The following is a 19,773-nucleotide window of genomic DNA, read 5'->3' on the forward strand; positions in this document are numbered from 1 at the left end:
CATTGCAAAAAATGCAACGCCAACCGAGCCCCGCCGCATGCTGACCTTTTCCCGCTTCACCCGTTACTTCATCGAAGTGGCCCGCTGCGGCAGCATCCGCAAGGCTTCCGAGGTGCTGCACGTGTCGGCCTCGGCGATCGACCGGCAGATCCTCAAGGCCGAGGAAGAGCTGGGTGCGCAGCTGTTCGAGCGCCTGCCGGGCCGGCTGCGGCTGACCGCCGCCGGCGAGCTGCTGCTGGTGGACGTGCGCGGCTGGGAGAAGGCCTACGCCCGCACCCTGGAGCGCTTCGACGAGCTCAAGGGGCTGCGCCGCGGGCATGTGGAGATCGCCATGATCGACGCGCTCAGCGAGGGCGTGGTGCCGGAGGCGGTGGCGGCGCTGGTGCAGGAGTACCCCGGCATCACCTTCAACCTGTCCACCGCGCGCAACCAGCGGGTGATGGAAATGGTGACCTCGGCCGATGTGGACATCGGCCTGCTGCTGGACCCGGTGAGCAGCGTGGACCTGGAGGTGCGCGCCTTTGCCGACATCCCGCTGGGGATTGCGATGCCGGTCGGCCACCCGCTCAGCACCCGCACCGAGCTGCAGCTGAGCGAAACGCTGGAACACCGCCTGCTGCTGCCGGCCGCCCCGCTGATCGTCGGCGAGCATGCCAAGGTGCTGTACCAACGCCAGCACATCGACGTGAAGCGGCTGACCCACTGCAACGATGTGCGCACCCTGCGCGGGCTGGTGCGCGCCGGTGCCGGCGTGGGCCTGATGTCGTGGCTGGACGCCGCGCCGGATGTGGCCGACGGCCGCCTGGCGTTCGTGCCGTTCCGCCGCCACCTGACCAAGCCGATGACGCTGGCGCTGTGCGTGGCCCCGCAGCGCCAGCTGTCGCGCTCGGCGCTGCTGACGATCCAGGCGCTGGCGGCGAAGATCGATGCGATGGTGGTGCCGGTGGTGGGTTGAACCCCTCTCTCTCGTCGAAGAAGGGAGCAAAGTTCCTCTCCTGCGGGAGAGGGGTTGGGGTGAGGGGACCGGGCGACGCCACATTGGGTGGTTGGTCATGCGAGGCTTCGCTCGCACCCGCATCCGGCGCTGCGCGCCAGCTTCTCCCGGCGGGAGAAGAGATGCGAAGCGCTAAGTCCTAAGCGCACACAACCCCCACTCGTTACACTTGCCCGGCTCTCCCCACACGACACCGCAGCATGCAGTTGATCGATATCGGCGCCAACCTCACCCACGACTCCTTCGACCGCGACCGCGACGCCGTGCTGCAACGCGCACGCGAGGCAGGCGTTGCGCAATTGGTGATCACCGGTGCCAGCCGCGAGCATTCGCCGCTGGCCTTGCAGCTGGCCCAGCAGCATCCCGGATTCCTCTACGCCACTGCCGGCGTGCACCCGCACCACGCAGTGGAGTTCACCGCCGAATGCGAGGCCGAAATGCGCACGCTGCAGGCGCACCCGCAGGTGGTGGCGGTGGGCGAATGCGGGCTGGATTATTTCCGCGATTTCGCCCCGCGTCCGGCCCAGCACAAGGCCTTCGAGCGCCAGCTGCAACTGGCTGCCGACAACGGCAAGCCGCTGTTCCTGCATCAGCGTGAGGCGCACGACGATTTCCTGTCGATCATGCGCAGCTTCGATGGCCGCCTCGGCCCGGCGGTGGTGCATTGCTTCACCGGCAGCCGCGAAGAACTGTTCGACTACCTGGACCGCGATTACTACATCGGCATCACCGGCTGGCTGTGCGACGAGCGCCGCGGCCTGCATCTGCGTGAGCTGGTACGCAACATTCCGGCCAACCGCTTGATGATCGAAACCGACGCGCCGTACCTGCTGCCGCGCACGCTCAAGCCAATGCCCAAGGACCGCCGCAACGAGCCGATGTTCCTGTCGCATATCGTCGACGAACTCGCACGCGATCGTGGCGAGGAGGTGGCGCTGACCGCGGCCAACAGCACCGCGGCGGCGCGGGCGTTCTTCCGTCTGCCCGCGCCTGCAGCGGCGGCATGACCTGCGCGGCGTGGGCGATCACGCCGCCAGCAACTCCCAGCCCTGCGCATCGCGCAAGCGCAGCCCCGGTTGCGGTGCATCCACGCTGACCCGCACGCCGCTGGCCCACGGCAGCTGCCGCTGCTGCGGAAACCAGCGCCGCGCCTGATCGACCACGATCAACAGGCCATCATCGTCGCCCAGCGCGGCAAAACCTTCGAGCGCCGGCGCAAACGGCCGCACGCCGAAGTGATGGGCGACACTGCTGGTCACCACCGCGACATCGTTGCTGGGTAAGCCGATCTCGCTCACGCACAGCAACTCGTCGCCGTGGAACGCACCGTCGCCGGTGGCCACGTCCTGCACCGCCCGACGCGCGATCAACTCGAGTACCGCGCCGTCGGGGCCGGCGAAATACACCGATCGCGACTGCCATACGCCGTCCAGTTGAAACTGCCGGCGGCCATGTGGATCGGCAAGCAGCTTGCTGCGTGCGCCGATCCACTGCGCAGCGGCGTCGAAGCGCGACGGCGCCACGTTGAACGCCAGATGCACGCTGCCCACCGGCTGCTGCGCCTGCACGCATTCCAGGCTGCTCCAGCCGATGCGGATGCTGTTGCCGTGCTGCGGCAGCTGCAGTACCTCGCGATAGAAGCGCAGGCTGAGGTCGGGGTCCAGGCAGGGCAGCAACAGATGGCGGAGATGCATGGCGGGCGCAGGTGATGGAAGGTGCAGGCATTGAACGACCTCAATCGCGGTTGAGGTCAAGCGGTGTGCCCGGATGGTGTTACCCGGATTCGGCAGGGCACCTGCGCGCCCTGGCAACGTGCACGCTGTCTGCAGCGAAGGCCCTGGCCGCGATGATGTCGCCATGCAAGCAGCATTGCAGGCATGCGTGCTTCCACAGGATCAATGGCTTCGGGTGCGGCTGAGGGTGTGTGGATCAGACCTCGGATCAAGAGAACCAGCGCCATCGCTGGTGGCAGGCAACCCAATCCAACATCTTTCCGCCCGGGCAGGTGTAGGAGCGCACCTGTGCGCGAGGGCGTTACCGGTAGAGCCACATCGCGCACGGGTGCGCTCCTACAACAACCGTGGTGTTGTCGGCTCGAGATCAGCCTGGCTCACAGCACTTCCGCCAGCGCCCACAGATGCCGGACCAGCGGCGCGGTGTCCAGGGCGCCCGGCGCGACTGCCAGGGCCAGCCGGGCCAGCGGCATCTGGCCTTCGATATCCAGATAGCGCACGCCGGGCAGCTGCAGCTGCGCGGTGGAGGCGGGCACCACCGACACGCCCAGTTCGGCGGCGACCAGATTGACGATGGACGACATCTGCGGCGCCTCCTGGGTGATGCGCAGGGTCACGCCGGATTGCCGGCAGGCGGCGAGGATCTCGTCGTACAGGCTGGATCCGAAGCTGCGCGGGAACAGGATGAACGGTTCGCCCGCCAGCGCCGCCAGTGGCGCGCTGTTGCGGGCGGCCAGGCGATGCGCGGTGGGCACGGCGATCTTCATCGGTTCGTCGGCAAAGCGCAGCAGTTGCAGGTCGGGCGGCGTGCTCAGGCCGTAGCGCACGAAGGCCGCGTCCAGACGGCCATCGGCCAGGGCCAGCAGCAGCCCGGCGGTGTTGGTCTCTTCCAGCAACAGCTCGACCTGCGGCCATTGCCGGCGAAAGTCGCGGATCAGGTGCGGCACCACCGGGTTGAACGCGGCCGAGGCGGTAAAGCCCAGTCGTAGCCGGCCGGATTCGCCGCGCGCCACCCGCCGTGCGGTTTCGGCGGCGCGCTCCACATCGGCGAGCACGCGGCGCACCTCGACCAGGAAGGCCTCGCCGGCCGGGGTCAGCTCGGCGCCGCTGTGGGTGCGCCGGAACAGCGGCGTGCCCAGATCGCGCTCCAGCGCCTGGATCTGCTGGCTCAACGGCGGCTGGCCGATGCCGACCCGCGCTGCGGCGCGGGTGAAGTTGCCCTCCTCGGCGACAGCCAGGAAGTAGCGCAGGTGGCGAAGTTCCATGCTATCTGTTCTGCATATGGCAACTGCCAGGATCATATATTGGACAGGGGGTCAGCGCAGGCGAATACTCGCCGTCCCACGTCTCGATGCTGCGCCTGTGTCCTCTCATGATCGCCGCACCGGCAGCCTGCCGGACGCCACCGCCGGCCTTGCCGACAACGCAGCCGCCGCCGCTGCGCCCGCCAGCGGCCGCATCCGCCTGGCCCTGTTCCTGGCCGGCTTTGCCACCTTCTCGCTGCTGTACAGCGTGCAGCCGGTGCTGCCCGAGTTTGCGCGCGCCTTCGACGTGGATGCGGCCACCGCCTCGCTGCCGTTGTCGCTGGCCACCGGCGCGCTGGCCCTGGCGATCTTCTGTGCCGGCGCAGTGTCGGAGAACCTGGGCCGGCGCGGGCTGATGTTCGTGTCGATCGCGCTGGCCGCGGTGCTCAACCTGGTCGCCGCCTTCCTGCCGCACTGGGGCGCGCTGGTGCTGGTGCGCACCTTGTCCGGTATCGCGCTGGGCGGGGTGCCGGCGGTGGCGATGGTGTATCTGGGCGAGGAACTGCCGGCCAACAAGATGGGCGCGGCCACCGGCCTGTATGTGGCCGGCAATGCCTTCGGCGGCATGAGCGGGCGCATCGTGATGAGCATGCTGACCGATCACTACGACTGGCGCACCGCACTGGCGGTGTTGAGCGTGTTCGACCTGCTGTGCGCGCTGGCGTTCTTCTGGTTGCTGCCGCCGTCGCGCAACTTCGTGCGCCGGCACGGCATCAACCTGCGCTTCCATCTGCGCGCCTGGGCCGGGCATCTGCGCGACCGCAACCTGCCGTTCCTGTTCGCGCTGCCGTTCCTGTTGATGGGCGTGTTTGTCTGCCTCTACAACTACGCCGGCTTCCGGCTGGGCGGGCCGGAATTCGGCCTGAGCCAGAGCCAGATCGGCATGATCTTCAGCGCCTATGTGTTCGGCATCGTCAGCTCGTCAGTGGCCGGTGCGGCGTCGGACCGTTTCGGGCGCGGCCCGGTGGTCACCACCGGCATCGTGCTGTGCGTCCTCGGCGTGGCGCTGACCCTTGCGCATGTGCTGGCGCTGGTGGTGGGCGGCATCGTGTTGCTGACGATCGGCTTCTTCATTGCGCATTCGGCGGCCAGCGCGTGGGTGAGCCGGCTCGGCGGTGCGCACCGCAGTCACGCCGCATCGCTGTATCTGCTGGCGTATTACGCCGGCTCCAGCGTGATCGGCGCGCTCGGCGGCTGGTTCTGGCAACACGGTGGCTGGGGCGCGCTGGTCGGCATGTGCCTGACCTTGCTGGCGCTCGCCTTCGCCGCGGCCTACGTACTGCGCCAGCGCGCCGATGACACGCGGCCGTACGGGCGCTTTGCGCCGCATCCTGCACGCGGCGAGTGACGCGGTTCGACCGCCGCGTCCAAGCGCGACTGGCTGCACGACTGCGCGGTGTCTGTCAGCCGCTCTAGCGCGCCCGCTTGCTGCGTCTGGTCTGCCCTGCAGGCGGCAGCATGGTCGCGGCATCCGCCGCACCCTGTGCCAGGGTTTCCAGCAAACGCGCACGGCGCCGCTCCAGGTCGGCCAGCTGGCGCTCGATCAGCTGCAGGCGTGCCCGATGCGCCTGCGCGGTTTCCGGGCACATCTGCGCGCCTTCCACCAGACGCATGCAATCGGGGAAGCCGAGGATGTCGTCCAGGCTGAAGCCGGTGGCGATCAGCCGCTGGATCTGCCGCACCTGTGCAACGCAGGCGGCGGGAAACACCCGGTAGCCGTTGGCGCTGCGCGAGGAGGTCAGCAGCCCATGCGCGTCGTAGTGACGAAGCGAGCGCACGCTGGCGCCGGTCTGCAGCGCCAGCGCGCCAATGCTCAGTGAGGGTTCGGACGATGTGGCCATGCGTCCAGCATACGTTGCACACAACGCTTGACCCTCACATTGGTGTGAGGCTCGATGATGGTGGCTCCCATTGTCTGGAGCTCACTCCGATGCCTGTTCGCTTTCTCCCCGTCATTGGCATGTTGCCGATGCGCTACCTGCTGGTTTGCCTGCTGCTGTTTTTCTCAACATCGGCTGCCGCTGGTCCGGCGGTCACCCCGGCGTCGCGCAGCTACACCGTCACCGCGCCCGACGGCGTGGCCCTGGCGGTGCAGGAGCATGGCGCCACCGATGGCCGGGCAATCGTGTTCGTGCACGGCCTGCTCGGCAGCCGCATCGATTGGGACGCGCAGCTGGCCGATCCGCGCCTACAAGGCTATCGCTTGATCACCTACGACCTGCGCGGGCATGGACTGTCCGGCAAGCCGGCGGCAGCGTCCGCGTATCGGGACGGCATGCGCTGGGCCGACGACCTTGCCGCCGTGGTGAAGGCCGCACACGCGCGCGATGCGGTGCTGGTGGGTTGGTCGCTGGGCGGTGCGGTGATCACTAACTACCTCATCCGTTACGGCGACGAAGGGCTTGGCGGGGTGGTGTATGTCGATGGCGTGATCGAATTGCGTGCAGAGCAGCTGGGCGCGCATCCGGCGATCTATCGCGATCTGGTCTCCGACGACCTGCGCACGCACCTGCAGGCGGTGCAGGACTTCCTGCGGCTGTGCTTTGCCACCCAGCCTCCGGCGCCGGTGTTTGAAACCTTGCTGGCCAACGCGTCGCTGGCCTCGTGGGATATGCAACGGGCCGTGCAGGGCATGTCGATCGAGGTTGCCGGCCTGCAACGCACGCAGCTGCCGGTGCTGCTGATGTACGGCGCGCGCGATGCACTGGTGACCACCGGGCCGACACTGGCGCGTGCACGGCAGCTGCAGCCGCGTGCGCAGACGGTGCTGTATCCCAACGCCGGGCATGCCCCGTTTCTGGAAGACAGCCCGCGCTTCAATCAGGATCTGCTGCGCTTTGTCGAACAGGCCGCCAACGCCCACTGACGCGGCGTGATGGCACGCGCGACCGCATGGCGCGCTGTGCTGTGCTGCCGCCTACGCAGCGCCCGTTGCCGCTGCGCAGGTCGGCACGCCGATGGCGGCCCCCCCTGTCGCCATCGGCGGTTACAGCGTGGGCGAGGTGCCGGCAGGTGCAGATCCGGTCGCCGGGTCGTACTGCGGATGGCGTGGGTCCATGCTGGGTGGCGTGGAGGTGCCGGGCCGCAGCGCGCTTTCGCGCCAGGCGCGCACCAGCAGGTCGCGCAGCATCGCCGCGCCGTCGCCGGCGGTGCGATAGACCATCGCGCGGCCATCGCTGCTGGACGCATCGTCGAAGGCGCCATCCTTTTCCAGGCGATAGACCTGCTCGACACGGCCGGTGCCGATGTCGAGAAAGCCCAGGATCTGCTCGAACACATCGCCATCCTGGTGCGCCAGGGCCGGCATGCGGCTCAGCAGGTCCTGCGGGGTCAGCCCAATCTTCTCCACGTAATCGCTCTCGAACTTGCCGTGCACCTTCGGGTCGGTGCTGTAGCCGTGCGGATTCGGCCCCTGCCAGCCGTCGTGATGGATGCTGTCGTGCTGCGGCTGCGCGCCATCGCCGATGTGGTGCGCAAACCAGCTGACGTAGAACGCGCAGTTGCGTTCGAGCTCTCGGGTGTCCTGGCCCTTGACGCGCAGCGTGCGCAGCTGCCGCATGGTCGCCACGATGCGTTGGTAGCCTTCGGTGGCGGCGTACGGCAAGGTGCCGGCCCAACGCACGTTCATGCGCTGCGCCAGTTGCGGGTCGCTGCCGGCGATGCGCCGTTGTTCGTCGTACAGCGCCAGCACGAAGGCGTAGCGCGAGCGCGGCGGGTGCTGCATGAAGGCGAACTGCTCGCGGAACCAGCCGTGGTTGGGGTCTTCTTCGATCTTGAGGAAGGGTTCGCTTTCGCTGCGCCAGCCGTCCGGCAGCGTGGCGCCGTCGGCGATCACCTGCGTGTACTGTTTGAGAAAGACCGGGCCGTCGTCGGGCAGGGCCTGCACCGCGGCGCTGTCGATGGCGGCATGCGCGCGGTGGCCCCAGGCGGCGGCATCGCCGGAACACGTCGCTGCTGCAACCAGCAGCGCACAGGCAAGACGGGAAGCTGTCATGGCAGTCCTTGTGGCCTGCAGCGCAGCTGCGGCGCTGCAGGCGATGGATCGGGAAGTGGAGCGCTGGCATCGAGGCTGCGACACCCCGGACGCCGGCGCACTCAGAAGTGGTAGGTCACCACCAGCCGCGAGTTGCGCTCGTAGATCGGCCGGCCGTAGATCGGCGCGCGCGTGCCCTGGCCGGAGATGGTGTCGGTGCGCGGGTTGCCTTCGGTCAGCGCAAAGGTGTTGGTCAGGTTGTCCACCGACAGCTGCACGTCCCACGGCCCGTTGCGCACCAGGATGTTGGCCGCCAGGGTGTCGTAGGCGGCCAGCTCGGTGGTGTTTTCCAGGTCGGCGTAGCGCTTGCCCACGTAGGCGTAGCGCAACGAGGTTTCCCAATCGAACGCACCGGTGGTGAACAACAGCGTCGGGCCGGCATTGCCGTACAGCTTCGGCTGGCGGTTGGGCATGTTGCCGTCCACGTCGACCACGGCCACTGCGCCATTGGCCACCACTTCGGTCAGGTCGGACACCTTGGTGTCGTTGTAGGTCAGGTTGGCATCAAAACGTAGCCACTTCGCCGGCGTCCACACCGCCGCCAGTTCGATGCCGGGATTGGTGACGCTGCCGCGGTAGTCCTTGGATTCGGCCGCGCCGGTCTGCGGATTCACCGCGCTGGTGCCGATGTTGTACGGGTCGTACTTGGTGTAGAAGGCGGTGGCGAACACGTCCAGCGTGTCGAAGTTGAGCTTGGTGCCGAGCTCGAACTGGTCGGCGGTGGGGATGTTGACGTTGCCTTCGTTGGCACCCTCGCTGGGCGCGCGGTGCGCACGCGAGGCGCGGCCGTAGATGCCGACGGTGGGATTGATGTCGTAGTTGAAGCCCGCGGTCCAGTTGGTCACGCCCACGTCCAGCGCGGTGCGCGCGCGGGCCCCGGTGAACAGGCGCGCGGCATCGTCGGCCAGGGTGTCGGCCATGCCCAGGTTGCCGGTGCTGCGCAGCATGCTCCAGGCGCGGTAGCGGTAGCGCTCGTGACGCACGCCGGCTTCCAGGCGCAGCTTGTCGGTCACCTGCCAGGTGTCGGCGATGTAGGGCGCCAGCATGCTGGTGTAGGCCTTGCCCTGGGTGCGGTCGGCGCCGTAGATCACCACGCCGTCCTTGGTCACGCCTCCGACCACGTTGCCGGCCGCGTCGTAGCCGAGCAGGTCGATCGTGCGCGGGTTCTGCCGCATTTCCAACAGATAGCTCTGGTAACGCGAATTGTAGGAACGCGCGTAATAGGCGCCGTACACGCCGAGCGTGATGTCGTGGCTGTCGCCGCCCCAGTCGAAGCGGCGGTGCAGGCGCAGGTCGTCGGCGAACGAATCGGCGCGCACGTTCATGGCGCGGTACTGGCCCTGGATCACCAGGCCGTCGGTGCTGGCCGGATCGAAGCGGCTGCCGTCGTCGGTGTAGACGTAGCCCAGCGAGCTCAGGCCGGGAAACGCGGCGCTGGCGGCGGCGCGGCGGCTGTTGGCATACGCGGCGGCGTCCTGCGGCGCATTGCTGGAATACAGCGCGTCGAAGGTCATGTCCAGGCGATTGACGATGGCCTTGTTGGACAGGCTCCAGCCGTTGTCGAAGGCCAGGTCCAGGTTGGCGCCCAGGTGGTTGAACTTCATGTGGCGGCCATCGGACAGGTCGCGCAACTCGCGCTGCGGCGCGCCGTTGGCATCGCTGGAGACGATGCTGGCGCGTTTCAGCTGCGCGCTGCTCAAGGTGCCGGTGAAACGGTCGATCAACGGGTCCAGCGAACGCGCGGTGTCGCGCGGGTCGTACAGCGGGATCGGCATGTAGAACGCGTTCTTGTCGTCCAGATGCTTGGCGGTGAAGGTCAGCTTGCCGTGCTCCAGCGTATGCGTGAGGTTCATGCGGAACTGCCCGCCCTCGTCGGCCGGAAAGCCCACGTCGCGGTAGCCGTCGTTGCGCCGCACGAAGCCGCCGGCAGCCAGGTACCAGCCGTCGGCAAGCTTGCCCGACCAGTAGCCATCGAGCCGATACAGCCCGGTGTCGCCGACGGTGGTGCGCACTGCGCCTTCGGGGGTGTCGCCGCCCTGGCGGGTGACGAAATTGACGATGGCCGCGGCATTGGAAGCGAAGATCGGCGATGGCCCGCCGCGCACGGTTTCCACCGATTCGACCATCAGGTCCGGGCGCACCAGGCCTTCGGTCTTGTAGAAGTAGCCGTTGTTGTCCGGGTAGGGGCTGATGCCGTCTTCCTGGATCACCGCAAACGAGCCTTCGTCGGGAATGCCGCGGATGCGGTAGACGTTCTGCACTTCGCCGCCGGTGGATTCGGCATAGATGCCGGGCATCGAGCCGATCAGGCTGGCGAGGTTGAGCGGGGCCAGCTTGTCGATCTGCTCGGCGGTCAGCGCGGTGATCGCATACGAGGCGTCGAACTGGTTCTGGGCCTGGCCGGCACCGGTGACGATCATCCGGTCCAGCGAGAAGATGCCGTCCTCGCCCTTGCGGGTGGCAGGCGTGGCGGGTGCGGCTTCCTGCGCGAGCGCGGGGGTGGCTAGGGTCAATGCAAGCAGGACGGCGAGCGGACGACGCGACACGGCACGACGCACTCCGGAGCGCGTCCGGATGTGGGTGTAGGGCATGGCAGGAGTGGGGTCAGCGGGGGAGCTGCCCACTGTCGCGGCGCGATGTTTCCGCAGCATTGCGTGTGCGCCCGATCACGCTAAGCTGGCGGGTTCGCGTGCCGATCTGTGACGTGGAACTTGTTTTCAAGCGGTTTCAACCGTGCGCGCAGGTTGCCGCCTGTGTGTCATTCGGTGCGCATCACCAGGTGAATTGTCCCGGCCTCGTTGTCATCGCGCCGATGCCAGCTCGGACATCGCAAGCTGCGCCACGCTGGCAGTCGCTTGTTCGACGCTGCCTGGGCCGGCGTGGTCGTCGAGATCGGCGGCGGTACGATCGTGATTGACCGCATCTGCGCATTGACCGCAAAGCCTGCGTTACGCAGTGCCTTCGCCAGCGACTGGGTGAAGCAATCGGGCGCTCAGCGTCGCCGTGCAGCGCCACGGGTGCGGAGCTGGAGAGGGGCGCTTGCTTGGAATCACCGAGAAGGCCCCCAGACTATGTGCCACCCATCCGTGTGTACAGTCGCCTTCGTGAGCACCTCATTCCCCCTGCCAGCACCGCGCAAGGCCCCGCAGCAAGCGCGCTCGCGCGCCACCGTGGAGGTCATCCGCCAGGCCAGCATCCAGGTGCTGGTAGCCGACGGACTGCAGGGCTGCACCACCACGCGGGTGGCCGAGCGTGCCGGCGTGTCGGTCGGCAGCGTGTACCAGTACTACCCCAATCGGCAGGCGATGTTGATCGCGTTGCTGCAGTGGCATCTGCAGGCGGTGATCGACGCGGTGGAACGGGCCTGCGCGCAACAACACGGACGCACGCTGGCGCAGCAGTGCGAGGCCTTGGTGCATGCCTTCGTGCAGGCCAAGCTGCAGCACGTGGATGTCTCGCGCGCGCTGTACGCCATTGCCGAGCTGCATGGTGGCGCCGCGCTGGGGTCGCAGGCGCGCAAGCGCTCGCAGCAGGCGTTTGCCGCTGCGCTGGCCACCGCCGCGGATGTGCGCTTCGACGATTGCGAGGCGGTGGCCGAGATCGGCATGGCGGCGATCACCGGGCCGGTGAAGAGCCTGCTCGAGGAGGGTGCGCCTGCGGTGCGGATTGCGCCGCTGCAGGCGCAACTGGTGGTGTTGCTGCACAGTTACCTCATGGCCACCGGAGTTGCACGATGACGGCGGTAGCAGTTCAGGACAGCAACGCGTTGCAGGACTTCATCGAGCGCCATCGGCGCCTGTTCGTGCTCACCGGCGCCGGTTGCAGCACCGATTCGGGCATTCCCGATTACCGTGATCTGCAAGGCGGCTGGAAGCGTCCGCAACCGGTGACGTTCCAGGCCTTCATGGGCGAGCTGTCCACGCGGCAGCGTTATTGGGCACGCAGTCTGGTCGGCTGGCCGCGCTTCGGGCTGGCGCAACCCAATGCCACCCATCACGCGCTGGCCGCACTGGAAGCGCGCGGCCAGCTGGAACTGCTGCTGACGCAAAACGTGGACCGCCTGCATCAGGCCGCCGGCAGTCAGGCGGTGATCGATCTGCATGGCCGGCTCGATGTGGTGCGCTGCATGGGCTGCGAGCGGCGCATGCCCCGTACCGAATTCCAGCTGCTGCTCGAGCACGCCAACCCCGGCTGGGCCGACCTGGACGCCGCGCAGGCGCCCGATGGCGATGCGGATCTGGACGATGTGGCCTTCGACAGTTTTGTGGTGCCGCCGTGCCCGGTGTGCGGCGGCGTGCTGAAGCCGGATGTGGTGTTCTTTGGCGAGAACGTGCCGCGCGAGCGTGTGGAGCGCGCATTTGCGCATCTGCAGGCGGCCGATGCGGTGCTGGTGGTGGGCTCGTCGCTGATGGTGTATTCGGGCTTTCGTTTCGTACAGGCCGCGGCCAAGGCCGGCCTGCCGATCGCCGCGCTCAACTTCGGGCGCACCCGCGCGGACGAGCTGCTCAGCCTGAAGGTCGAACAGTCGTGCGCGCAGGCGTTGGCGTTCCTGCACACCCCGTTCGATCCGCTGCGTGCACGCAGCGTCAACGACGCCAGTGCGCGCTCGGCATGACGCAGTGATCCATTGCAGCGGTTGTGCCCACGCGCGCGGCGCAGTGCAATGGGCATCCCCGTGTCATCTGTGGATGCCCCCTTGAGCCAGCTGTTCTCCCCCATTCGCTTCGGTCCGCTTGCGCTCGCCAACCGTATCGTCATCGCCCCGATGTGCCAGTACTCTGCACAGGACGGCCGCGCCAGCGACTGGCACCGCATCCATCTGGGCACCTTGTCGCAATCCGGTGCCGGCCTGCTGATCCTGGAAGCGGCCGCGGTGCAGCCGCAGGGGCGCATCTCCTACGCCGACCTCGGCTTGTACGACGATGCCACCGAGCAGGCGCTGGGCGAGGTGCTGGACTCGGTGCGGCGGTGGTCGCCGATGCCGATCGGCATCCAACTGGCGCATGCCGGACGCAAGGCCTCCACCGATCTGCCGTGGAACGGCGGCGAGGCGATCGCGCCGGATCACGCGCATGGCTGGCAGACCGTGTCCGCATCGGCGCTGGCGTTCCGTGACGGTCAGCCGTTGCCGCAGGCACTGGACGAGGCCGGCATCGATGCGGTGGTACAGGCCTTTGTCGATGCGGCACGGCGCGCCGAACGCCTGGGCCTGGCGCTGATCGAGCTGCATGCCGCGCATGGCTATCTGATGCATCAGTTCCTGTCACCGCTGAGCAATCAGCGCAGCGATGCGTATGGCGGTTCGCTGGAAAACCGCATGCGGCTGACGCTGCGCATCTTCGACGCGGTGCGCGTGGCGGTGTCGGACAAGATTGCCATCGGCGTGCGCATCTCGGCCACCGATTGGGTGGAGGGCGGCTGGGATCTCGAGCAGAGCCTCGCCTTGTCCAAGGCGCTGGATGCGCGCGGTGCGCACTACATCCATGTCTCCAGCGGCGGGCTGGATCCGCGTCAGCAGATTCCGGTGCAGGCGGGCTATCAGATTCCGTTTGCGCAGCAGATCAAGGCGCAGGTCAGCACGCCGGTGATCGGCGTGGGCCTGATCACCGAGCCGGCGCAGGCCGAGGCGATCCTGCAGGACGGCCAGGCCGATGCGATCGCGCTGGCGCGCGGCATCCTGTACGACCCGCGCTGGCCGTGGCATGCCGCGGCCGCACTCGGCGCGTCGGTTACGCCCTCGCCGCAATACCTGCGCTGCGAGCCACGCGATGCGCGTGGCGTGTTCGCCAGCTGATCCATCCGATAGACGTCATAACGAAAAAGGACAACGCATGCCGTTAGGATTTCTGGGCTTGGGGACGATGGGCCTGCCGATGGCGCACAACCTGCTGCGCGGCGGTTTTGAACTGCGTGTGTGGAATCGCTCGCCGGAGCGCGTGCAGTCGCTGCGCGAGGCCGGTGCCACGGTGGTGGATGCACCGCGCGACGCCGCGCACGGCCCGCTGCTGTTTTCGATGCTGGCCGACGACAACGCAGTGCGTGCCACCGTGCTGGAGCAAGGCGTGCTGGACGCGCTGCCGGCCGGCAGCGTGCACGTCAACATGGCCACCATCTCGGTGGCACTGGCGCACGAGCTGACCGCCCTGCATGCCGAACGCGGCGTTGCCTATGTGGCCGCACCGGTGCTCGGCCGGGTCGATGTGGCCGAAGCCGGCAAGCTCAACATTCTGGCCGCCGGCGACGAGGCGGCGCTGGCGCGCGTGCAGCCGATGTTCGATGTGCTCGGTCAACGCACCTGGGAGATCGGCCGCACCCCCGAGCAGGCCAATGCGGTCAAGCTGGCAGCCAACTTCTGCCTGGCCAGCGCGATCGGCGCCATGGCCGAAGCCAGCGCGCTGGCACGCGGCCACGGCGTGGATGCCACTCAGTTCCTGGGCATGCTCACCAGCACCTTGTTCGCCGCGCCCGCGTACCAGGGCTACGGCCGCCTGATCATGCAGCGCGAGTACCTGCCCGCCGGCTTCACCGCCACCCTGGGCCGCAAGGATGTGGATCTGGCGATCCAGGCCGGCGCCGACAAGCAGGTGCCGATGCCACTGGGCGAGTTGCTGCGCGCCGGCCTGGACGAGGCCATCGCGCATGGCGACGGCAACGCCGACTGGGCGGTGCTGGTAGAAGTATCGGCGCGGCGGGCCGGGCAGGCCTGATCGCAACCCAGGCGCGCGCGTGGGTTCTGCGCAGCGTGCCTGGCCTTGCAGGTGACGCGCGATGCGTCTTGCTCACCTCAACATGCAGCAGACCTTCTAAAATGCCGGCTCGTGACAGCCGCCGCTCCAGGGAGGATGCGATGCGACACCTGCATATCACGCTCGGTTCGATCGAGCGCACACCGCGCGCACTGACCTGCGCTGGTGGTACACGATGACCGCCGTACCGGTCGTCGACCAGGGCCCGGTGGGTCCGGACCATCCCGAGCATCCGGACCACTATCTGTTCGCGCAGATCCGCGAAGCGGTGGCCGCGCTCGACGCCGAGTTGAACAAACCCACCGACGAGGCCAGCGTGCGCATGGCCGCGCGCCTGCTGCCGCTGGCCAAGCAGCATGGTTTCGACCAGGTGGATTACGTGGTGCTCAGCCGGCACGTCGGCGAGGTGGGCGAGAACGTGTTTCTGGTGCGCGGCGAGCTGGCCGACCCGGCGCATCTGCGTGCGCACATCACCACCCAGGAAGCGATGGAGACCTCGGTGGAGGCATCGCTGGCGCAACTGGACGAGATCAATCGGCGACTGATGCTGCGCTTGCCGCCGCGCTGAGTCGCAGCGGAAAGTTACGGGCGCAAGCACTGCGCCCGCAGGCGGGCGCATTGGCTATCATTGCGCCGATGCGCTCCGACTACATCCTCACCCTGTCCTGCCCCGACCGCACCGGCATCGTCTATCGCGTGACCGGGCTGCTGTTTGATCTGGCCTGCAACATCCTCGACGCACAGCAGTTCGGCGACGACGAAAGTGGCCGCTTCTTCCTGCGCGTGCACTTCGACAAACCGCCGGGCACCGACATTGCCGGGCTGGAACGCCGCTTTGCGCAGCTGGCCGATGAATTCCAGATGGACTGGCAGCTGCACGATGCGCGCCGCCGCGCGCGGCTGCTGGTGCTGGTGAGCAAGCAGGGGCATTGCCTCAACGATCTGCTGTTCCGCATGCATAGCCGGCAATTGCCGGTGGATATCGCGGCGGTGGTGTCCAACCACGCCGACTTCGCGCCGCTGGCCGCCTCCTATGGCATCGCCTTCCACCATCTGCCGGTGAGCGCCGACACGCGCGCCGCGCAGGAAGCGCAGCTGCTTGCGCTGGTCGAGGCGCTGCAGATCGATCTGGTGGTGCTGGCGCGCTACATGCAGATTCTTTCGCCCGCGTTGTGCCACGCATTGGCGGGGCGGGCGATCAATATCCATCACAGCTTCCTGCCCAGCTTCAAGGGCGCGCAACCGTATCACCAGGCGCACGCACGCGGGGTCAAGATCATCGGTGCCACCGCGCATTACGTCACCGAAGATCTGGACGAAGGCCCGATCATCGAACAGGACGTGGCGCGCGTGGATCACGCGATGACGCCGCGTGATCTGGTGCGGCTGGGCAGCGATACCGAATCGCTGGTGCTTGCGCGTGCGGTGCGTCGCCATGTCGAGCACCGCATCGTGCTCAATGGCCATCGCACGGTGGTGTTTCGCTAGCAGCGTCGCATATCCCCACGGACGGTTGCAGTACGCGCAAGGGAGCGGTGGTCGGGCAAGGTCCGGCCAGCGAGCGCGCGGGACTGGTGCCACCGTCGCACTCTCCTCGCCGCTTCCTTTTGGAATTTTTTGCATGTCGCTAATCCCCGGCTCCAGCGCTCGCGCGCAACAGCACGCCACCCGCGCGGCGTTCTTCATTCCCGGCTTTGCTGCCGCGGTCTGGGCGGTGCTGGTGCCATTCGCCAAGGCCAGGACCGGCGTGGACGATGGCGCGCTTGGCCTGATCCTGCTGTGCCTGGGGGCAGGCTCGTTCCTGGCGATGCCGCTGGCCGGCGCGGTGTCGGCACGCTTCGGTTTCCGTGCGGTCATGGCGGTGACGTCGGCGCTGATCTGTCTCAGTCTGCCGTTGCTGGCGGTTGTCGCCGATCCGTGGTTGCTGGGCGCGGTACTGTTCGTGTTCGGCGCCGGCGTGGGCGCGATGGATTGCGCGATGAACATGCAGGCGGTGGTGGTCGAGCGCGATGCCGGGCGCGCGATGATGTCGGGATTCCATGCGTTTTTCAGCATCGGCGGGTTTGTCGGGGCCGGCGCGATGACCTTGCTGCTGTCGGCGCAGCTCTCCCCGCCGAGCGCGGCGGTTGCCGGGGTGATCGCCATGCTGCTTGTCGGCGCGCTGGCGGTACGCCACTGGCGGACCGAGCGCGTGGCGCAACAGGGGCCGTTGCTGGCGCTGCCCAGGGGCATCGTGTTGTTCATCGGCATCCTGGCGTTTGTGGTGTTCCTGGCCGAAGGCACCATTCTGGACTGGAGCTCGGTGTTCCTGGCCGATGTGCACCAGGTCGCCCCGAGCACCGCCGGCGTGGGCTATGCGGTGTTTGCATTGACCATGACGGTGACGCGCCTGCTGGGCGATGCGGTGGTGGAGCGCCTGGGGCGCATCCGCTCGATCGTGGTGGGCGCGCTGCTGGCCAGCGCGGGCTTCTGCGTGCTCACGCTGGTGAGCCCATGGCAGGCCTCGTTGGCCGGTTACGTATTGGTCGGCTTGGGCTGCGCCAATATCGTGCCGGCCCTGTTCTCGTTGACCGGCAACCAGACGCGCATGCCGGAGAGCATCGCCATCACTGCGGTCACCACACTGGGCTATGCCGGCATTCTGGCTGGGCCGGCGCTGATCGGTTTCGCCGCGCATGGCATCGGCCTGGTCGGCGCCTTGCTCGCTGTTGCGGTGCTGATGGTGGGCGTGGCGGTGTCGACGCGGTGGTTGAAGGTGTGAGTGTTGGGGATCGCGCCTGTGGTTGCTGGGGTGTCGGGAGTGCGTCGCGCGCAGGCACGCTCCTACGAAGGGGGATATTGATTACGCTTCGGTGGCTAGATACTCGAAGCGGTAGCCCACGCCGTAGACCGAGCGCACCCATTCTTCGCCGCCCACCTCGGCCAGCTTGCGGCGCAGGTTCTTGATGTGGCTGTCCACGGTGCGATCGGTGACGATGCGGTGGTCCACATACACGTGGTCCATCAACTGCTCGCGCGAATAGACGCGCCCTGGTGCTGCGCACAGCGTGCGCAGCAGGCGGAACTCGACCTGGGTCAGGTCCAGGTCGCGCCCGGCCACGCTGGCGCGGCAGGCGGCCTCATCGATCAGCAATCCATGCGTGGGCACCGCATTGGGATCGTGCCGGTGGCGGCGCAGCACCGCACGCACCCGTGCAATCACCTCGCGCGGGCTGAACGGCTTGCAGATGTAGTCGTCGGCACCGATCTCCAGCCCGAGCAGGCGGTCGATCTCTTCGGCGCGCGCGGTCACCATGATCACCGGCACCGCGCCGAGGCTGCGCAGCTCGCGGCAGATCTCCATGCCGTCGCGATTGGGCAGCATCAGGTCCAGCAAGACCAGATCCGGCGACTGCGCGTGAAACGCGGCAATCGCCTGCGCACCATCGGCCACCCAATGATGCGAATAGCCGGCCGCGTGCAGATACTCGCCCAGCACCGCAGCCAGGCGCGGTTCGTCTTCGACGATCAGCACGTGCGCGTGCGGTGCTGCGGTGGTGGCGGTGTCGTCCATCAGGCCTCCAGGGCCGGCAGCCGCAGCGTCACGCGCAGGCCACCCAAGGGCGAAGCGGTGGCGTGGATCTCGCCGTCGTGCGCGCCGACGATATTGCGGCAGATCGCCAGGCCCAGCCCGCTGCCGCCGCTGGCGCGATTGCGCGAGCCTTCCACACGATAGAAGCGCTCGAACAGGCGATCGAGCTTGTCTGCCGGCACGCCGGGCGCGCTGTCTTCGATCACGATCTCCACCAGGTGCGCGCGCCGTGCGCACTGCACCCGCAACTGGCCGCCGGCATCGGTGTAGCGCAAGGCGTTTTCCAGCAGGTTGGACAGCAGCTGCTGCAGGCGACGCTCGTCGCCGTCGACATGCAACGGCGCAGTGATGCCGCGGGCCTGCAGCGTGAGCCCGGCTGCGGCAATGCGCGTGTGCATGCCGGCCAGTGTGGACTGCAGCACCACGCTCAGATCGATCGGCGCGCGCCGGTAGGCCAGCGCGCCGACATCGGTGAGCGACAGGTCGTAGAGATCCTCGATCAGCTTGCCGAGCTGGCCGACCTCCTGGTGCAACGAGGTCAGCGAGTCGCGCGTCATCGGCCGGATGCCGTCCTGCAGCGCTTCCAGCTCGGCGCGCAGCACCGCCAGCGGCGTGCGCAACTCGTGCGAGACATCGGCCATGAAATCGCGACGCGCACGTTCGTTGTTGTCCAGTGCCTGCGCCAGCTGGTTGAAGTCGCGCGCGAGCTGGTCGAGCTCATCGCGCATGCGCGCCTCCAGTCGCGTGCCGTAGTCGCCGGCCGCCAGGCGATGGGTTGCCGCGGTCAGGCTGCGCACGCGCCGCAGCAAGGTGCGCGACAGCAGCCAGCCGAACAGCGCGGCCACCACGATGGACGCCGCGCCGACAGTCCACCACAGACGTTGCTGGGCCTGGTAGAAGCGCGCGTCGTTGGCGGTCAGCACCTTCTCGAAGGGCAGCATGCCCATCCAGCCCACCGTCTGCCCGTTTACCACCACCGGGCGCAGCGTGTCGGTGCGGCTGACATCGGGGTTGCCGATGATTACCCGGTAGTCGCGATCCAGCAGCGCGAAACGAAACACCGCGCCGGTCTGATCGGAGATCGGTGGCGCGCGTGGCGGCAGGTTCTGCGGCAGCTCCGGGCGCATCAGCACGAACCAGGCGTCGGGATTGTCGCGGATGAAGTTCCAGTCGCCGTGCTTGGCGTAGTCGGCCTGCACGCGCGGCAACACTTCCAGCATCCGCTCGATGCCCTGCTCGCTGAGATAGTCGAGAAACTGCTTCCTGAGCAACAGCTGCCCGGCCAGGCCATTGATCAGCAGCACTGCAATGCAGGCGCTGAGGATGGCGAGGAAGAGTTTGGCGGTGATTCCGAGTTTCATCGAGGCTGGGACAACCTTGTTGCGAACGAGG

At 67.8% G+C, this 19,773-nt stretch carries 18 protein-coding genes; 11 read left to right on the forward strand and 7 right to left on the reverse strand.

The genetic code is table 11. The annotated features are described in order from the left end of the window. The first annotated feature begins 37 nt into the window (after positions 1–37). Both ACCQ04_RS01490 and ACCQ04_RS01495 read left to right on the forward strand, forming a co-directional pair. Positions 38–955, forward strand: a complete 918-nt coding sequence (locus ACCQ04_RS01490; protein ID WP_024939813.1) for a LysR family transcriptional regulator — start codon at positions 38–40, stop codon at positions 953–955. Between the two features lie 239 nt (positions 956–1,194). Beyond that, positions 1,195–2,001, forward strand: coding sequence for a TatD family hydrolase (locus tag ACCQ04_RS01495; protein WP_024939812.1), 807 nt, complete (start codon positions 1,195–1,197; stop codon positions 1,999–2,001). A gap of 18 nt (positions 2,002–2,019) precedes the next feature. Here the strand turns inward: ACCQ04_RS01495 and ACCQ04_RS01500 are convergent, their stop codons facing one another. Further along, on the reverse strand, positions 2,020–2,688 hold the full coding sequence (locus ACCQ04_RS01500; protein ID WP_211921739.1) for a VOC family protein: 669 nt from the start codon (positions 2,686–2,688) through the stop codon (positions 2,020–2,022). A 416-nt stretch (positions 2,689–3,104) separates the two neighbouring features. Then, a complete protein-coding gene (locus ACCQ04_RS01505) occupies positions 3,105–3,992 on the reverse strand; it encodes a LysR family transcriptional regulator (protein ID WP_039528909.1) in 888 nt (295 codons plus the stop codon). Between the two features lie 97 nt (positions 3,993–4,089). Between ACCQ04_RS01505 and ACCQ04_RS01510 the strand changes: the two genes are divergently transcribed. Beyond that, positions 4,090–5,379 carry an MFS transporter gene (locus tag ACCQ04_RS01510; RefSeq protein WP_226427019.1) on the forward strand — a complete coding sequence of 430 codons (1,290 nt, stop codon included), beginning with the start codon at positions 4,090–4,092 and terminating at the stop codon, positions 5,377–5,379. A 64-nt stretch (positions 5,380–5,443) separates the two neighbouring features. On the opposite strand, the gene ACCQ04_RS01515 is transcribed toward ACCQ04_RS01510, so the two are convergent. Beyond that, positions 5,444–5,872 (reverse strand): MerR family transcriptional regulator, encoded by a 429-nt coding sequence (locus ACCQ04_RS01515; RefSeq protein WP_226427018.1) that lies wholly within the window; start codon positions 5,870–5,872, stop codon positions 5,444–5,446. Between the two features lie 89 nt (positions 5,873–5,961). Between ACCQ04_RS01515 and ACCQ04_RS01520 the strand changes: the two genes are divergently transcribed. Continuing rightward, positions 5,962–6,897, forward strand: a complete 936-nt coding sequence (locus ACCQ04_RS01520) for an alpha/beta fold hydrolase (protein WP_372358632.1) — start codon at positions 5,962–5,964, stop codon at positions 6,895–6,897. A gap of 120 nt (positions 6,898–7,017) precedes the next feature. Here the strand turns inward: ACCQ04_RS01520 and ACCQ04_RS01525 are convergent, their stop codons facing one another. Continuing rightward, positions 7,018–8,025, reverse strand: coding sequence for a nuclease (locus ACCQ04_RS01525; RefSeq protein ID WP_226427017.1), 1,008 nt, complete (start codon positions 8,023–8,025; stop codon positions 7,018–7,020). A gap of 101 nt (positions 8,026–8,126) precedes the next feature. Then, positions 8,127–10,610 (reverse strand): TonB-dependent receptor, encoded by a 2,484-nt coding sequence (locus ACCQ04_RS01530; protein WP_226427016.1) that lies wholly within the window; start codon positions 10,608–10,610, stop codon positions 8,127–8,129. A 525-nt stretch (positions 10,611–11,135) separates the two neighbouring features. Between ACCQ04_RS01530 and ACCQ04_RS01535 the strand changes: the two genes are divergently transcribed. The 7 genes from ACCQ04_RS01535 (at position 11,136) to ACCQ04_RS01565 (ending at position 17,571) form a co-directional block, all read left to right on the forward strand. Continuing rightward, on the forward strand, positions 11,136–11,801 hold the full coding sequence (locus ACCQ04_RS01535; RefSeq protein ID WP_046344955.1) for a TetR/AcrR family transcriptional regulator: 666 nt from the start codon (positions 11,136–11,138) through the stop codon (positions 11,799–11,801). Continuing rightward, positions 11,798–12,679, forward strand: coding sequence for an NAD-dependent protein deacetylase (locus tag ACCQ04_RS01540; RefSeq protein ID WP_226427015.1), 882 nt, complete (start codon positions 11,798–11,800; stop codon positions 12,677–12,679). Before ACCQ04_RS01535 ends, ACCQ04_RS01540 begins: the two co-directional genes overlap by 4 nt. Positions 12,680–12,760: 81 nt before the next feature. After that, on the forward strand, positions 12,761–13,858 hold the full coding sequence (locus ACCQ04_RS01545) for an NADH:flavin oxidoreductase/NADH oxidase (protein ID WP_506191513.1): 1,098 nt from the start codon (positions 12,761–12,763) through the stop codon (positions 13,856–13,858). A gap of 37 nt (positions 13,859–13,895) precedes the next feature. Then, positions 13,896–14,771 carry an NAD(P)-dependent oxidoreductase gene (locus ACCQ04_RS01550; RefSeq protein WP_226427013.1) on the forward strand — a complete coding sequence of 292 codons (876 nt, stop codon included), beginning with the start codon at positions 13,896–13,898 and terminating at the stop codon, positions 14,769–14,771. A gap of 214 nt (positions 14,772–14,985) precedes the next feature. Beyond that, on the forward strand, positions 14,986–15,378 hold the full coding sequence (locus tag ACCQ04_RS01555; protein ID WP_024939800.1) for an XVIPCD domain-containing protein: 393 nt from the start codon (positions 14,986–14,988) through the stop codon (positions 15,376–15,378). Positions 15,379–15,446: 68 nt separating this feature from the next. Continuing rightward, on the forward strand, positions 15,447–16,298 hold the full coding sequence (gene purU / locus ACCQ04_RS01560) for a formyltetrahydrofolate deformylase (RefSeq protein WP_226427148.1): 852 nt from the start codon (positions 15,447–15,449) through the stop codon (positions 16,296–16,298). A 133-nt stretch (positions 16,299–16,431) separates the two neighbouring features. Continuing rightward, positions 16,432–17,571 carry an MFS transporter gene (locus tag ACCQ04_RS01565; RefSeq protein ID WP_226427012.1) on the forward strand — a complete coding sequence of 380 codons (1,140 nt, stop codon included), beginning with the start codon at positions 16,432–16,434 and terminating at the stop codon, positions 17,569–17,571. Between the two features lie 81 nt (positions 17,572–17,652). Here ACCQ04_RS01565 and ACCQ04_RS01570 read toward each other — a convergent pair whose 3' ends face one another. Together ACCQ04_RS01570 and baeS are read right to left on the reverse strand one after the other, a co-directional pair. Continuing rightward, positions 17,653–18,363 carry a response regulator gene (locus tag ACCQ04_RS01570; RefSeq protein WP_226427011.1) on the reverse strand — a complete coding sequence of 237 codons (711 nt, stop codon included), beginning with the start codon at positions 18,361–18,363 and terminating at the stop codon, positions 17,653–17,655. Continuing rightward, on the reverse strand, positions 18,363–19,742 hold the full coding sequence (baeS, locus tag ACCQ04_RS01575; RefSeq protein WP_226427010.1) for a sensor histidine kinase efflux regulator BaeS: 1,380 nt from the start codon (positions 19,740–19,742) through the stop codon (positions 18,363–18,365). Before baeS ends, ACCQ04_RS01570 begins: the two co-directional genes overlap by 1 nt. Positions 19,743–19,773 lie beyond the last annotated feature (31 nt).

It is taken from the genome of Xanthomonas sp. NCPPB 2866, assembly GCF_041475745.2.
Lineage (GTDB): Bacteria > Pseudomonadota > Gammaproteobacteria > Xanthomonadales > Xanthomonadaceae > Xanthomonas > Xanthomonas arboricola.

Excerpts from the sequence above, each read along its gene's own strand:
- ACCQ04_RS01540 (WP_226427015.1), top strand. The coding sequence starts at position 11,798 with ATGACGGCGGTAGCAGTTCAGGACAGCAACGCGTTGCAGGACTTCATC.
- purU (WP_226427148.1), top strand. The coding sequence starts at position 15,447 with ATGCGCTCCGACTACATCCTCACCCTGTCCTGCCCCGACCGCACCGGC.
- ACCQ04_RS01520 (WP_372358632.1), top strand. The coding sequence starts at position 5,962 with ATGCCTGTTCGCTTTCTCCCCGTCATTGGCATGTTGCCGATGCGCTAC.
- ACCQ04_RS01565 (WP_226427012.1), top strand. The coding sequence starts at position 16,432 with ATGTCGCTAATCCCCGGCTCCAGCGCTCGCGCGCAACAGCACGCCACC.
- ACCQ04_RS01500 (WP_211921739.1), bottom strand. The coding sequence starts at position 2,688 with ATGCATCTCCGCCATCTGTTGCTGCCCTGCCTGGACCCCGACCTCAGC.
- ACCQ04_RS01555 (WP_024939800.1), top strand. The coding sequence starts at position 14,986 with ATGACCGCCGTACCGGTCGTCGACCAGGGCCCGGTGGGTCCGGACCAT.
- ACCQ04_RS01490 (WP_024939813.1), top strand. The coding sequence starts at position 38 with ATGCTGACCTTTTCCCGCTTCACCCGTTACTTCATCGAAGTGGCCCGC.
- baeS (WP_226427010.1), bottom strand. The coding sequence starts at position 19,742 with ATGAAACTCGGAATCACCGCCAAACTCTTCCTCGCCATCCTCAGCGCC.
- ACCQ04_RS01515 (WP_226427018.1), bottom strand. The coding sequence starts at position 5,872 with ATGGCCACATCGTCCGAACCCTCACTGAGCATTGGCGCGCTGGCGCTG.
- ACCQ04_RS01495 (WP_024939812.1), top strand. The coding sequence starts at position 1,195 with ATGCAGTTGATCGATATCGGCGCCAACCTCACCCACGACTCCTTCGAC.
- ACCQ04_RS01505 (WP_039528909.1), bottom strand. The coding sequence starts at position 3,992 with ATGGAACTTCGCCACCTGCGCTACTTCCTGGCTGTCGCCGAGGAGGGC.
- ACCQ04_RS01570 (WP_226427011.1), bottom strand. The coding sequence starts at position 18,363 with ATGGACGACACCGCCACCACCGCAGCACCGCACGCGCACGTGCTGATC.
- ACCQ04_RS01525 (WP_226427017.1), bottom strand. The coding sequence starts at position 8,025 with ATGACAGCTTCCCGTCTTGCCTGTGCGCTGCTGGTTGCAGCAGCGACG.
- ACCQ04_RS01550 (WP_226427013.1), top strand. The coding sequence starts at position 13,896 with ATGCCGTTAGGATTTCTGGGCTTGGGGACGATGGGCCTGCCGATGGCG.
- ACCQ04_RS01535 (WP_046344955.1), top strand. The coding sequence starts at position 11,136 with ATGTGCCACCCATCCGTGTGTACAGTCGCCTTCGTGAGCACCTCATTC.